The sequence below is a fragment of the Streptomyces hygroscopicus subsp. hygroscopicus genome (genome assembly GCF_001553455.1).
Lineage (GTDB): Bacteria > Actinomycetota > Actinomycetes > Streptomycetales > Streptomycetaceae > Streptomyces > Streptomyces hygroscopicus.
Genome location: NZ_BBOX01000062.1, coordinates 1 through 13,884 on the forward strand (window position 1 = coordinate 1; position 13,884 = coordinate 13,884).

At 69.6% G+C, this 13,884-nt stretch carries 11 protein-coding genes; 2 read left to right on the forward strand and 9 right to left on the reverse strand.

Annotation, left to right across the window (positions count from 1 at the left end; translation table 11 throughout):
• From AXW62_RS07990 to AXW62_RS07995, 3 genes are all read right to left on the reverse strand, one after another.
• Positions 1 to 2,388: sensor histidine kinase (locus tag AXW62_RS07990; RefSeq protein ID WP_159060830.1), on the reverse strand; the 2,388-nt coding region annotated here is incomplete at its 3' end.
• Between the two features lie 203 nt (positions 2,389 to 2,591).
• Positions 2,592 to 2,684, reverse strand: a complete 93-nt coding sequence (locus AXW62_RS47415) for an MFS transporter small subunit (protein WP_422398436.1) — start codon at positions 2,682 to 2,684, stop codon at positions 2,592 to 2,594.
• A 52-nt stretch (positions 2,685 to 2,736) separates the two neighbouring features.
• The gene (locus tag AXW62_RS07995; protein ID WP_060943885.1) at positions 2,737 to 4,197 is read right to left on the reverse strand and encodes an L-lactate MFS transporter; all 1,461 of its coding nucleotides are present in this window, start codon (positions 4,195 to 4,197) and stop codon (positions 2,737 to 2,739) included.
• A 543-nt stretch (positions 4,198 to 4,740) separates the two neighbouring features.
• Between AXW62_RS07995 and AXW62_RS08000 the strand changes: the two genes are divergently transcribed.
• Together AXW62_RS08000 and AXW62_RS08005 are read left to right on the forward strand one after the other, a co-directional pair.
• On the forward strand, positions 4,741 to 5,136 hold the full coding sequence (locus tag AXW62_RS08000) for a DUF485 domain-containing protein (protein ID WP_030830917.1): 396 nt from the start codon (positions 4,741 to 4,743) through the stop codon (positions 5,134 to 5,136).
• The gene (locus tag AXW62_RS08005; RefSeq protein WP_060943886.1) at positions 5,133 to 6,728 is read left to right on the forward strand and encodes a monocarboxylic acid transporter; all 1,596 of its coding nucleotides are present in this window, start codon (positions 5,133 to 5,135) and stop codon (positions 6,726 to 6,728) included. The genes AXW62_RS08000 and AXW62_RS08005 overlap by 4 nt, the downstream gene beginning before the upstream one ends.
• Before the next feature lie 170 nt (positions 6,729 to 6,898).
• Here the strand turns inward: AXW62_RS08005 and katG are convergent, their stop codons facing one another.
• The 6 genes from katG to AXW62_RS08035 form a co-directional block, all read right to left on the reverse strand.
• Complete coding sequence (katG, locus tag AXW62_RS08010; RefSeq protein ID WP_060943887.1) at positions 6,899 to 9,121, reverse strand: catalase/peroxidase HPI; 2,223 nt, start codon at positions 9,119 to 9,121, stop codon at positions 6,899 to 6,901.
• 33 nt (positions 9,122 to 9,154) lie between these two features.
• Entirely contained in the window at positions 9,155 to 9,589 is a 435-nt protein-coding gene (locus AXW62_RS08015) for a Fur family transcriptional regulator (protein ID WP_060943888.1), read from the reverse strand.
• 126 nt (positions 9,590 to 9,715) lie between these two features.
• Complete coding sequence (locus tag AXW62_RS08020) at positions 9,716 to 10,777, reverse strand: NlpC/P60 family protein (protein WP_060943889.1); 1,062 nt, start codon at positions 10,775 to 10,777, stop codon at positions 9,716 to 9,718.
• A 22-nt stretch (positions 10,778 to 10,799) separates the two neighbouring features.
• Entirely contained in the window at positions 10,800 to 11,282 is a 483-nt protein-coding gene (locus tag AXW62_RS08025) for a poly-gamma-glutamate biosynthesis protein PgsC/CapC (RefSeq protein ID WP_030830931.1), read from the reverse strand.
• Positions 11,279 to 12,811, reverse strand: coding sequence for a poly-gamma-glutamate synthase PgsB (gene pgsB, locus AXW62_RS08030; protein WP_060943890.1), 1,533 nt, complete (start codon positions 12,809 to 12,811; stop codon positions 11,279 to 11,281). Before pgsB ends, AXW62_RS08025 begins: the two co-directional genes overlap by 4 nt.
• 10 nt (positions 12,812 to 12,821) lie before the next feature.
• On the reverse strand, positions 12,822 to 13,884 hold a 1,063-nt coding region (locus AXW62_RS08035; RefSeq protein WP_159060831.1), incomplete at its 5' end, for a HAMP domain-containing protein.

A 13,884-nucleotide genomic window follows, 5' to 3' on the forward strand; every position in this document is an offset into this window, starting at 1 on the left:
GAACCACGGTGAGGGGGCGGCCTCCTGCTGCCTCTGCGGGGCCGGACGCGACCGCTGCGGTGGCACCAGCGGCTGCCCCGGGGCCGCGGCGGCGCGGCCGTCCGCGGGTGCTCCGCCCTGCACGGGCCGGTCGACGTTCCGCTTGGGCAGCGGGTCCTTGCCGCCCGGGGCGGGACGGGCGGTTCCGGCGGCGGGCTTCCGGCGCGGCAGTCCCTGGGTCTGCTGGGGGTCGATGAACGCCCGCGGGGAGCCGGGCCGGCTCGGCAGCGGACCGCGCGGACGCCCGGGACCCGCCGGGGAGTCACCGGCGCGTATCGAGCGGGCGGTCTCGGGGGCCCGGCGCGGCAGCGGCGCGGCCGTGGCGCCACCGTCCGCCCGATGGGTGCGCACCGGCTCGGGAGCCCTGGTGGCGGTCCGCCGGGTGGGCAGGGCGCTCTCCTTGCCCACCAGCTCCCCGCCCGTGAGGGCGGGCTTGTCCGCCAGCATCAGCTTGGCCGGCACCAGTACACCGGCCCGGAGCCCGGCGCCGGTGGCCCGGTCCGAGGCCAGTTCCACGGTGACGCCGTGCCGTCGGGCCAGGCGGCCGACGACGGAGAGACCCATCTGCCGGGACGTAGGTACCTCCACGGATGCGTCCCCCGCTACGCGCCGATGAGCCTTGGCCAATTCGGCACCGCTCATCCCGAATCCCTCGTCGTGGATCTCGATCAGTGCGGAACCGTCCAGGCGTAGTGTATTGCTGATGACCACTTGGGTCTGCGGCGGGGAGAACGCGGTCGCGTTGTCGAGCAGCTCAGCGATCATTCGCGCCAGGTCACCGGCAGCGTACCCGATGACCTCGGCAGAGGGAACGGGCTCGACCACCACACGCTGGTAGTGCTCGATCTCGGAGACCGCGGCCCGCAACACCGTGTCCAGGGGCACGCGTTGCTCGGAGGGACGGACCGGCGTGCTGCCGCACAGCACCATCAGGTTCTCGTTGTTGCGCCGCATGCGGGTCGCCAGATGGTCCAGCTTGAAGAGGTTGGCCAGCTGGTCCGGGTCCTCCTCGTGCAGTTCCAGCTCCTCCATCAGGCGCAGCAGCCGGTCCACCAGGCTCTGGCTGCGCCGGGAGAGGTTGACCAGGGTGTCCCGCAGGTCGCTGCGGAGCGCGGCCTGCTCGGCGGCCAGTCGCACGGCCTGACCGTGCACCGCGTCGAAGGCCCTGGCGAGCTGGCCGAACTCCTCGGTGGTGTGGACCGGTACGGCACTGATCGATGTGCTCGACGCCTCGCCGTCGCGGATGCTCGCGACCGCCTCCGGGAGCCGCCGCTCGGCCACCTCGAGGGCGGTGGAGCGGAGGACGGTCAGCGACCGCAGCAGGTGCCGGGCGATACCGATGCCGATGGCGAGGGCGAGCAGGAGGACGGCGAAGAGCAGCACGGACTCCGCGCCGGCCCGGTCGCTCGTCTGGTCCTGGAGCCGGGCGGAGGTCACGCGGAGCTGGTCGGCCAGCCCCTTCTCCACCTTTTCGATGAGCTCTCCGGTCCGCTCCGAACTGCGGTTCCACTCGCCCGCGGGGAACGTCGGCGAGGTATCGGCGCCGCCCTGCCCGGTACCCGGCTGCGCCGACTGGTACAGCGCGGCGCGGAGCAGCTCGGAGCGCCGCTCGACCTCCGGGCCGGTGACCGTCCGCTGGTAGGCGCGCTGCTCCGCCGCGGTGGCCACGGCCCGGAAGTCGCTCAGCTTGTCCCCCATGCGGATCGCCGACTCGGCCAGCGCCCTGATGAGCTTGTCGTCGTCCAGCTTGCCGGGCTCGCGCCCCTCCATGAGGATGACGTGCTGGAGGTGGACCTGCTCCTGGACCACCTCGAGGTCGTACAGCGCGGTCGCCGGCCCGGACAGCTGCGGTTCGCCGAACCGGCTGCCGAGTGCCTGGTCCAGGTCGAGCAGCCCGTTGATGATCTTGCTGTAATCGGTCACCGCGGTCCACGAGCCGATGCCGGCGGACGACACCTGCCGGCGCAGCGCGGGCAGCCCGTCCAGCAGCTTGAACGCCTCGCGGTAGCGGAGCGCCGAGGCTCCCTCGAGGCGGGGCGCCCGCTCCATGGTCCGCATGACGGCGGCCCGCGTGCGGTCCACGCGCCCGGTCTGCTGCCGGAGCATGGCCGTGTCGGCGGACGCGCCGCCGCGCAGCCGCTCGGCCGACATGGTCCGCTCCATCTGCAGGTCGCTGATCAACGGCATCAGTCCACCGCGCAGCTTGACCAGCCGCTGCACGTCCGCGTACGAGTTGGCGCGTTCGACGTCGCGCTGGATCTGCACGACGCCCAAGGCGACGGCGAGCAGGGCGGGCACCACCAGAACGGCACCCAGCTTCACCGGCAGCCGCCAGTTCCGCCATTCCACGACGCCGGCCCACCACGACGGCGAGCGTTCACGCGCGGCCGCATGCCTGCCCGGGGTCATGAGGCGCGCTCCGCGCTCGGACCGGCTTGCCCACAGGGATGTATCACGATGCCGTTTCTCCTGGGATTTCCCCGGAAAGGGGAAGTCGAACGCCCGGCAGCGCGCCGGCGCATCGCATCGGCGATGCGCCGGCGCGCCTGCCTCTACTCGAACAACTTGCTACTTTTCACGGCGAGTTCATAGAGGCCGTACAGGAACGGAACGGCTACCCACAGCCAGGACACGGCCAGCACCATGGGGGAACCCGTCGCCGCGTTCGGCGAAGGACCGTCTGCGTCAGTCACCGGTTTACCGCCTCTCTGCCGGGATGGGATCGGAATGTGCGTCCGGAGCCGCCGACTTCTTCGAAGACGCCGCCTCCTCGGGGGTCGCCGGCCGCTCCGGACCGTCCGGGTCCGCCGGCCCCTCCGCCTTCACCGGAGTGGCCGGCTCCGGCTCATGGAACTTCGGATTCACCGGCCGTACCAGCTCGTTGGCGATGAAGCCGATGACCAGCAACCCCATCATGAGGGAGAACGAGAACGTGTAGAGACCCGGCCCGGTGCGCCCGGACTCGTGCGCGGAGTCGGCGATGGAGTCCACGATGAGGGGCCCGGCGACACCGGCGACCGACCACGCGGTCAGCAGCCGGCCGTGGATCGCGCCGACCTGGTAGGTGCCGAACAGGTCCTTGAGGTAGGCCGGGGCGGTGGCGAATCCACCGCCGTAGAACGACAGGATCACCATGGTCGAGGCGACGAACAACGCGGTGCTGCTGTCCTTCTCGAGCATGATGGTGAGGTAGAGCAGGGCTCCGGCGCCCAGGTACAGGCGGTAGACGTTCTTCCGGCCGACCAGGTCGGACACCGAGGACCACACGAACCGGCCGGCCATGTTGGCCAGGGACAGCAGCGCGACGAACCCGGTGGCGGCGGTCGCGCTCACCGGGCTGTCGGAGCCGTGGAAGAAGTCCTGGATCATCGGGGCGGCCTTCTCCAGGATCCCGATACCAGCAGTAACGTTCATGCACAACACGACCCAGAGCAGCCAGAACTGCGGGGTCCGCACCGCGTTCCGCGCCGACACGTTCGCGGTCGTGACCAGCTTCTTCCCCGCGTCGTCGCACGGCGTCCACCCGGCCGGCCGCCAGCCCTCGGGCGGCACCCGGATAAGCACCACACCCAGCGACATGAACACGGCGTAGGCCAGGCCGTGCACCAGGAATGCCTGCGCGATGCCGCTCGTGTCGCTGCCGAACGCCCTCAGCATCTCGGTGGACCACGGAGAGGCGATCAGCGCGCCGCCGCCAAAACCCATGATCGCGGTACCGGTGGCCATGCCCGGCCGGTCCGGAAACCATTTCATCAAGGTGGACACCGGCGCGATGTACCCGATACCGAGGCCGACTCCGCCGATACCGCCGTATCCGAGAACTACCAGCCAGTAATTTCGTGTGGCAACGCCGAGCGCGGCGATCAGGAACCCCGACGAGAAGGCCACGAGCGCCACGAACATGGCCCATCGCGGCCCCTTTTTCTCGACCAGCGTCCCTCCGAACGCGGCAGAGAGACCAAGGACCAGAATGCCGATCTGGAAGGGGAGGGCGCTAGCCGTCCCGGAAATATCTAGGGAATCTTCCAGGGGTATCTTGAAGACGCTCCAGGCGTATGCCTGGCCGATGGAGAAGTGAATCGCAAGCGCCGCCGGTGGAATCAGCCACCGATTCCATCCGGTTCCTGCGATGGTGCGAGAGCGGTCGAGGAAACCCACAGATCAACCTACCTCCGGCTTCTCAGGAACACCCCCGCAGACTGCACGGCCGAACGTATCTCGAACACCTCGGGGGAGGACTGGCGAGCGCGGAGCGGTTGTCATATGCCACTGGCAGACTCGCCGCACAGTGGCGTGCTCACCGCACCCACGCTCACGCACGATGGGACGTTCTGCACGAGGGGACGTTCTATCAGTGGCGACACTTGGCACACAACGCCGGGCCCCGAAACGTCCCTCGTCGCCACCTTCCTGATCGGACGTCATCGGCTGACATCCCGTCAAACCGGGCAACCCGGAAGGGTACGACAAAGCATTGTTTTCGGCGGCTCCCGCGCCCCCTGCCGCCATATTCCGGATGACGGCCGGCCCGGATGCCCGGCATGACGCGCGCCCACCTGGGCCGACAGGACGCCGGGGGCGACGTTGACTGCGTGCGGCGCCTCACTACACTTGCCGCGTCAAGGGCCCGCCGGTTGCCCTCGCGCCGCCCGAGCCGGGCGATCCGAATGGCGCCTCGTCAGAAAAACCCCGGAGAAAACCATGAATAAATCGGTGCGACCTCCCGCCGCCATGCCATCCGAGCGGGCCACCGGACTGGGGTTCGCCGACCGCGGTGACGACATCGGGGAGCCCGACTTCCAGGCCATTCAGCAGAGCCCGGAATTCAAAGTCCTCCGCAAGAGGCTGCTCTGGTTCGTCTTCCCCATGAGCGCCTTCTTCCTGTGCTGGTACATGACGTTCGTTCTGTTCTCGGCCTATGACCACGAGTTCATGAGCCGCAAACTGTTCGGCGCGGTCAACATCGGCACCGGCTTCGGCCTGCTGCAGTTCGTGACGACGATCACGATCGTCCTGGTGTATCGGCGCTACGCCCACAAGAAACTTGATCCGCAGGTGGACAGGATCCACGAGCTGGCGGGAGTCGGCAAGAAATGACATCGCAGATCGCAGCCCGCGCGACCGGCAGCCCGATCATCAACCTGAGCGTGTTCTTCGTTTTCGTCCTGATCACGCTCTTCATCGTCTACAAGGTCACCAACAGGAATTCGACGACATCCGACTACTACGCCGCGGGAAGCGCTTTCAGCGGTGTGCAGAACGGTATCGCCCTCTCCGGTGACTTCCTCTCCGCGGCCTCTTTCCTCGGTATCTCCGGGGCGATCGCCGTCCACGGCTACGACGGGTTCCTCTACTCCGTGGGCTGGCTCGTCGCCTGGCTGGTCGCCCTGCTGCTCGTCGGTGAGCGGCTGCGCAACACCGGGCGGTTCACGGTCGGCGATGTGATGGCCTACCGCATGAAGCAGCGCCCGGTGCGCGCGGCGGCGGCCAACGCCACCCTGGTGATCACGTTCTTCTACATGCTCGCCCAGATGGCCGGTGCCGGCGGGCTGATCGCCCTGCTGCTCAATGTGCACAGCAAGAGCGGACAGGCCCTCATCATCACCGGTGTCGGCCTCGTCATGGTCTTCTACGTCCTGGTGGGCGGCATGAAGGGCACGACCTGGGTGCAGATCATCAAGGCGGGCATGCTGCTGATCTGCGTGACCTTCATGAGCGTGTTCCTCATCGGCAAGTTCGGCTTCAGCTTCTCGGCGATCCTCGGCCAGGCGGCGCAGAACAGCCCGCTGGGCGGGGACCTGCTCAACCCGGGTGGCTGGTACGGCAGCAACGCGATGGACCAGCTCGACTTCGTCTCGCTGTCCCTGTCGCTGGTCCTCGGCATCTCCAGCCTGCCGCACGTGCTGATGCGCTTCTACACCGTGCCCGACGCCAAGGAGGCCCGGCGTTCGGTGGTCTGGTGCTCCTGGTCGATGTTCATCTTCTATCTGTCGATCCTGATCGTGGGGTACGGAGCCACCGCCCTGGTCGGTTCGGACACGATCGTCAACGCACCGGGCGGGGAGAACTCCGCGGCGCCCCTGCTCGCCTTCAAGATCGGCGGCGCGATGCTCCTGGGTATCGTCTCGGCCGTGGCCTTCGCGACGATCCTGGCGGTCGTGGCGGGCCTGACCCTGGCCGCGTCGGCCTCGTTCGCCCATGACGTATACGCCAACGTGATCCGGCGCGGCAAGGCCGACCCGCGGTCCGAGATCCGGGTCGCGCGGCTGACCGCGCTGGTGATGGGCTTCCTGGCGATCATCGGCGGCATCGTCACCAACGGCCAGAACGTGGCCTTCCTGGTGTCACTGGCCCTGGCGCTCGCCGCGTCCGCCAATCTGCCGACGATTCTCTACACGCTGTTCTGGAGGCGCTTCAACACCACGGGCACGCTGTGGAGCATCTACGGCGGTCTGGGCTCCGGTCTGGTGCTCATCATCTTCTCGCCGGCGATCTCCGGCAGCTCCACGTCGGTCTTCAAGGGCGTGGACTTCCACTGGTTCCCCCTCACCAACCCCGGTCTGGTGTCGATCCCGCTCTCGTTCCTGTGTGGATTCCTCGGCACCATCCTCAGCAAGCACCCCTCGGACCCCAAGAAGCAGGCCGAGATGGAGGTGCGGTCGCTGACCGGAATCGGTACGCGCACCTGACCGTGACCGGACGGCCCCGGCCACGGCCCTCCTCGGCAGTGGGACGGTGGTCCGCCCTGAGCCGCCGTGACGTCACGGAAACGTCCGGGACGTCACGGAAACGTCCGGGACGTCACGGAAACGTCCGGGACGGCCGGTGCGGGCCGGCCCGGACGTCCTGGCCGGGCGGGTCAGACGAGGTCGAACCGGTCGAGGTTCGACACCTTGGCCCACGCCGCGACGAAGTCGTTCACGAACTTCTCCTTCGCGTCGTCGCTCGCGTAGACCTCGGCGAGCGCACGCAGCTCGGAATTCGAGCCGAAGACCAGGTCGGCACGGGTGCCGGTCCACTTGACCTCGCCCGTGGCGGCGTCCCGCCCCTCGAAGGTGCTCTGGTCCTCCGAGGTCGACTGCCACGTCGTGCCCATGTCGAGCAGGTTGACGAAGAAGTCGTTGGTCAGCACCCCGGGGGTCTCGGTGAAGACGCCGTGCGGCGACCGCTGGTGGTTCGCGCCCAGCACGCGCAGGCCACCGACGAGGACCGTCATCTCGGGGGCGCTCAGGGTCAGCAGGTTCGCCCGGTCCAGCAGCAGGAACTCGGCCGGCAGCCGGTTGCCCTTGCCGAGGTAGTTGCGGAACCCGTCGGAGGTCGGCTCGAGCGCGGCGAACGACTCCGCGTCGGTGTGCTCGTCGGTGGCGTCGACCCGGCCCGGGGTGAACGGCACCTCGATGTCATGACCGGCGTCCTTGGCGGCCTTCTCCACGGCCGCGGCGCCGCCGAGCACGATCAGGTCGGCCAGGGACACCTGCTTGGCACCGGCGTTGAACTCCCGCTGGATGCCCTCCAGGACGCGCAGCACCTCGGCGAGCTGGTCGGGGTCGTTGACCTCCCAGCCGCGCTGCGGCTCGAGGCGGATGCGGGCGCCGTTGGCGCCGCCGCGCTTGTCGCTGCCGCGGAAGGTCGAGGCCGACGCCCACGCGGTGGAGACCAGCTGCGACACGGTCAGGCCCGAGTCCAGGAGCCTGGCCTTGAGCGCCGCGATGTCCGCGGCGTCGATGACCTCGCCCTCGGCCTCCGGCAGCGGGTCCTGCCACAGCAGGGTCTCCTCCGGGACCTCCGGGCCGAGGTAGAGCGACTTCGGGCCCATGTCGCGGTGGGTCAGCTTGAACCAGGCGCGGGCGAAGGCGTCCGCGAACTCCTCGGGGTGCTCGTGGAAGCGGCGGGAGATCGGCTCGTAGACCGGGTCGAAGCGCAGCGCCAGGTCGGTGGTGAGCATGTTCGGGGCGATCTTCTTCGACGCGTCGTGGGCGTGCGGCACCGTGCCCTCGCCCGCGCCGTCCTTCGGCCGCCACTGGTGGGCGCCTGCCGGGCTCTTGGTCAGCTCCCACTCGTAGCCGAAGAGGTTGTCGAAGAAGCCGTTGCTCCACTGGGTGGGCGTGCTGGTCCAGGTGACCTCCAGGCCGGAGGTGATGGCGTCCGCCCCCTTGCCGGTGCCGTGGGTGCTCTTCCAGCCCAGGCCCTGCTGCTCCATGGGGGCGGCCTCGGGGTCGGGGCCGACGGCGTCGGCGGGGCCGGCGCCGTGGGTCTTGCCGAAGGTGTGACCACCCGCGATCAGGGCGACCGTCTCCTCGTCGTTCATCGCCATCCGGCGGAACGTCTCACGGATGTCGCGGGCCGCGGCGATCGGGTCCGGGGTGCCGTTCGGGCCCTCCGGGTTGACGTAGATGAGGCCCATCTGGACCGCGCCGAGGGGGTTCTCCAGCTCGCGGTCGCCGGTGTAGCGCTCATCGCCGAGCCAGGTGGTCTCCGGGCCCCAGTACACGTCCTCCTCGGCCTCCCAGACGTCCTCGCGGCCACCGGCGAAGCCGAAGGTGGTGAAGCCCATCGACTCCAGGGCGACGTTGCCGGTGAGGATCAGCAGGTCGGCCCAGGAGATGCTCTGGCCGTACTTCTTCTTGACCGGCCACAGCAGGCGGCGGGCCTTGTCCAGGCTCGCGTTGTCCGGCCAGCTGTTGAGGGGGGCGAAGCGCTGCTGGCCGGCGCCGGCGCCGCCGCGGCCGTCGCTGATCCGGTAGGTGCCCGCGCTGTGCCAGGCCATACGGATCATGAAGGGTCCGTAGTGGCCGAAGTCGGCCGGCCACCAGTCCTGCGAGGTGGTCAGCACCTCCGCGATGTCCCGCTTCACGGCCGCGAGGTCGAGGTTCTTGAACGCCTCGGCGTAGTCGAACTCCTCACCGAGGGGGTTCGCCGCCGGTGGGTTCTTGGCGAGGATCTTCAGGTTCAGCCGCTCCGGCCACCACTGGCGGTTTCCGCCGCCCTGCGTGGGATGCGGGGCGCGCGCGTGCGCGACCGGGCAGCCCCCTTCGTCCCCGGTCTTCGCGTCTACGACGATTGCCTCATGGTTCTCAGACATGGGAATCCTTCCGAACTGGGCGGATCATGGTGCTCAGGAACTGGTGGCGGAGCAGTCGGGGCACAGACCCCAGTAGATGACCTCGGCCTCGTCGATCGCGAAGCCGTGATCGTCGGACGCGGTCAGGCAGGGTGCGGCGCCCCTCGCGCAGTCGACGTCGGCGATGGCACGGCAGGTCCGGCACACCACGTGGTGGTGGTTGTCCCCGACCCGTCCCTCGAACCGGGCGGGGTCACCGGCCGGTTCGACGCGGCGTACCAGGCCCGCCGCGGTCAGCGCGTGCAGACCCTCGTACACGGCCTGGAGGGAGACGTGGCCCACGCGGTCGCGTACCCCGGAGGCGATCGCCTCGACGCCGAGGTGGTCGCCCTCCCGGACGGTCTCCAGCAGCGCGACACGGGCGGCCGTCACCCGCAGGCCGGCGCCGCGCAGTTCCTCGGCGGTGGTCGGAGCCCGGGATGCGGTCATGGCGCCGAACTTACTCCCACAAACGCGAACGGTACATGGAAACGACCCGTTCAAGTGTGGCGCCGCACGGCCGGACGCCGGCCGGTGATGTGGTGATATGCCGCCCGAATGGTGGCTCGGACGCCCTCAGAGGCGCTTGGCGCTGCGGAAGAGCCCGGCGTAGAAGCCGTTGCCGTCGATGCGGGAGACACCGCCCTTGTCCCCGATGGTGGGGCCGTTCTGCTCCTTGCGGCTGGAGATGAAGATCCGGTGGCCCTCGGTGTCCAGGCCCAGATAGAGGGCGACATGGTCCATGTGGTTCCCGGTGCGGTGGTCCATCTTGAAGAACAGCAGGTCACCGGATTGGAGGACGTCGATGTTGGTCGGCCGGGTGTACCACGGCGCGGGGCCCTGGATCTTGATGATGTCGACACCGGTCCTGGAGCGGGCCATGCCGTCGGCGGTGCGGGGCAGGCCGTCGCCGGAGGAGTTGGTCGCCATCAGGGGGTAGCGGGCGCGGTAGCCCCACACCATGCGCATGAAGCCGGAGCAGTCCAGCGCCCGGTAGCGGTCCTGGCGCGGGGACAGCGTGGTGCCGTTGCGGAAGGTGTAGGGGATGCCGAGGTAGTCGTAGAAGTCGTTCTGCTCCAGACGGTCCACGCCGTCCGGCTTGAACGGCCCGAAGACCGCGTCGCCGGCGTACGGGATGCCCTCGGAGTCCTTCTTGACCGGCGCGCCCTGCACGTACTGGAAGGCGATCGCGAAGATGTCGTCCTCCTCGCTGCCGTAGTACTCCTTGAACCAGTCCTTGAACCACTGCTCCTTCTCGGCGCCCTTGGTCCACGGCTCCGGCATCAGCCGCACCCAGTCCTCGGTGACCACCTTGGACGTGGTGTTGGCGGGCTCGCTGAAGGTACGGGAGGGACCGCGCAGGGTGGCGGTGCGGGCGTGGTCGGTGAAGGTGGCCAGGACCTGGCCGCCGGCGCCCCGCAGCACGGTGCGGGCCGGGTTCTTCAGCCGCTCCCAGGTCTGCTTGCCGCTCTGCTGACCGCTGCCGTTCTCCAGGTTCGGCTCGTCGATGACGGCCTGCGCGGCGGGCGTTTTGGCCTGCTCGTCCTTCCTGAGCTCCACGGTCAGATAGCCGCTGGCGCCGAGCAGCGCGAGCACGGTGACGGCGTGCAGAACGGGGCGCTTCTTCTTGAGTGGCATGGGATCGACTCCGGAGGGTGGGTCAGGCGGACGGCATGACGCCGAGGAGGATTCCGGCGGTGAGGACGACATAGGCCATCAGCGTCACCGATCCGGTGGACAGCAGGGTGGCTCCCCTGGGCTGGCGGACCAGCTGGTAGGCGATCAGGCCGGGGACGATGAAGCCGAGGGTCTGGTTCGCGTACATCAGCGGGAACTCCATCGACAGAATGATCATCACGGTCGCCTGGAGGGTCACGCCGAGCAGCACCACCGCGGCGAACAGCCGCTTGCCGTAGAGGATCACGTACTTCTGCATGAGCAGCGTGCCGGCGTAGGTGAGCACGGTCACGCCGACCACCATCGCGGCCCGCTGGAGGTCCTCGACCAGGGTCAGCGCCAGCCAGCCCGGGGTGATCATGCCGCCGGGCGAGAGGTTGGTGGTCAGGTAGCAGACCAGCGAGAAGAGCAGCCCGATCGCGATGCCGATGGCGGCGATCTCGGGGGTGAGGACGGAGGGGATCAACGGTGCTGCTCTCCTGGGTTCTGCCACTGCTGAGAGTCGTCGGCGGGCGGGGCGGGCGGGACGCGCGGCTCGAACATGCCGCGGGGCTGGGAGGGTTCGGGGGCCGGTGCCACCGCGGGCCACGGCTCCCGGGAGTCCTGGCCGTGGTCCGGGCGCGGATACGGCCGCTCGGCGGTGCGCTGCTGCGGCACCTGCGCCTGGGGCGCGTACCGGGTCTCGTACGCCTCCGGGTACCTCTGGTAGGGGTCCAGCCGGGGGGCGTAGAGCTGGACCGTCTCCACGTGCTCGACGTGCCGTTCGTCGGCCACCGGTGCCTCCGGGGCGTCGTCGGCGCTGTCGTCGGCGCTGTCGTCGGCCGGCAGCTCGGCGAGGTGCTCCAGCAGGAGTTCGCCCTGGCCGTGGATGTTGCCAATGGCGACCAGGGAGGAGTCGGGGCCGAGCCGGCCGATCAGCTCGGCCATGAACTCCTCGGGGTCCCGGCGGTCGCCGCCGAGGTCGACCGCGCGGCCCCGGAACTCGGCCGGGATGGCGTCGATGGCGGATTTGGCCGGGTGGCCGATCACGAAGACCCGCTCGGGGTCGAGATCGGGGATGATCTCGCCCATCTGGCCGTTGCGCTCGACGCGGTCGGGGCGGCAGTTGATCACGACGTTCAGCGGGCGGTGGATGGCGCCGAGGTCGAGCAGCTGGTTGATGTTCATCAGCGTCGACTCGGGGTCGTTGGCCGCGAAGACGTTGGCGAAGCGCAGCTTCTTGCCGTCCTCGGTGACGTACCGCTCGACGGAGAGCACACCGGGGTCCGGCGGGGCGTCGTACATGCCCTGCAGGGCGGTCTGGCGGTCCACGCCCACCAGCTCGGCGACGGCGAGCGCGATGGCCACGTTCTCCTTGAAGGTAAACCAGCTGAAGCCGCGCAGCTCCTCGTCGCTGACCGTCTCGGGGTCGGCGTAGATCAGCCGGCAGTTCCGGGCGTCCGCCTCCTCCTGGAGGATGTGGAACCGTTCCTGCTCGGCGGTGACGCAGATGCCGCCCTCGGGCATGGACCGGCACAGTGAGCGCGCCACGTCGTCGAGGGTCGGGCCCATCTCGGCCAGGTGGTCCTCGCGGACGTTGCACAGCACGCCGATGGTGGAGCGGATCAGCTTGGACTGGTTGATCTCCTGGAGCGCCGGCATGACCGCCATGCACTCGATGACGAGCGCGTCCGGGTGGTAGGCGGCGGCGCGGCGCACGATGCCGATCTGCTCGACCACGTTGGCGATGCCGAACTTGCGGTAGACGGGTTCCTCGGTGGCGTCCGGGTGGATGAAGCGGGCCGCCGTACCGGTGGTCTTGGCGACCGTGGTCAGACCGCCGCCGCGCAGGGCGCCCGCGCACAGCCGGGTGATGGAGGACTTGCCGCGGATGCCGTTGACCAGGACCCGGGTGGGGATCATGTCGAGGTTGGTCTGGTGCCGCCGCTGTTCGACGATGCCGGCGATCAGCAGAACGGCCTCGCACACCACGAGCACGGTGTAGAGGAAGAGCACGGTGGGGGCCTCAGTTCCTTCCGACTCCGGCGGGGGTCCGGCTGCCGCCGTCCCGTTTGCGGGGCTGCCCCTGGAGCTGCTGCCGGATCAGCTCCAGGCTCCGGACAACGGCGCCGACCTCATCGTGGTGGCGCGGGAACAGCACGGTCTTGCGGTCGCCGGCGGCGAGCGCCTCGGCCTGTCCGGCCAGCGCCCGCAGGGGCCGTACGACGACGATGTGCAGCCAGCCCAGGCAGGCGGCCGCGGCGGTCAGCCCGAGCAGACCGGCCAGCACGGTCCGGTTCTGCAGGCTGTACTCCGGGATCGCCAGGCCGGATGCGGGCTGCCAGCTGACCACGCTCCACCCCAGCGACTTGGCCGCACCGCCGCCGTCGAACGGCGCGACGGCCGCGACCCGTACCGTGCCACCGCGCTGGACGGTGGCCTGTGCCCGCTTCCCGGCGAGCAGCGAGGTCAGGTACGAGGGGGCCTTCTCGAAGGCGAAGTACCCGGAGTCGGCGCCGATGACCCGGCCCTTGGCGTCGACCACGCGGACCTCGCCCATGCCCTGGCGGCCCAGCAGCGCGTTGACGAACTCGATGCGGAACTCGCCGACCACGGCGGCGCCGCCCCGCCCGGGGGCCTCGGCGGTGGCGGTGACCACGGGCTTCTTGCCGCCCTCACCGGTCACCTCGATGGCCTGGTCGGAGGGGCCCTCGCCGGCCGTGTGGTGCGGGGAGTGGCCGGCCCGCGCCAGGATCCGGCCGTCGGCGCCGAGGACGTACAGCGACTGGTAGCGGTCGTGCTCCTGCAGGGTGCGCTCCAGGACCTTCTTCATGTCCTCGGAGGCGGTGCGGTCGCCGATCAGGGCGGCGACCGCGGACAGGTCGGCGTGGCCCTCGTTGAGCGCGCGGCGGACCCGGTCGCTGAGGGTGACGGTGCGGGCCCGCTGGTCGTGGACGATCTGGTCCGGGACCTTGACCGAGGAGTCGGCGCGGTTGAGCAGCAGCATCAGCGGGATCGACCAGACCAGCAGCAGGACGGCGCAGAGGGCGAGCAGGGCGCGGGCGCCCAGGCCCTTGCGCACGGCGGGG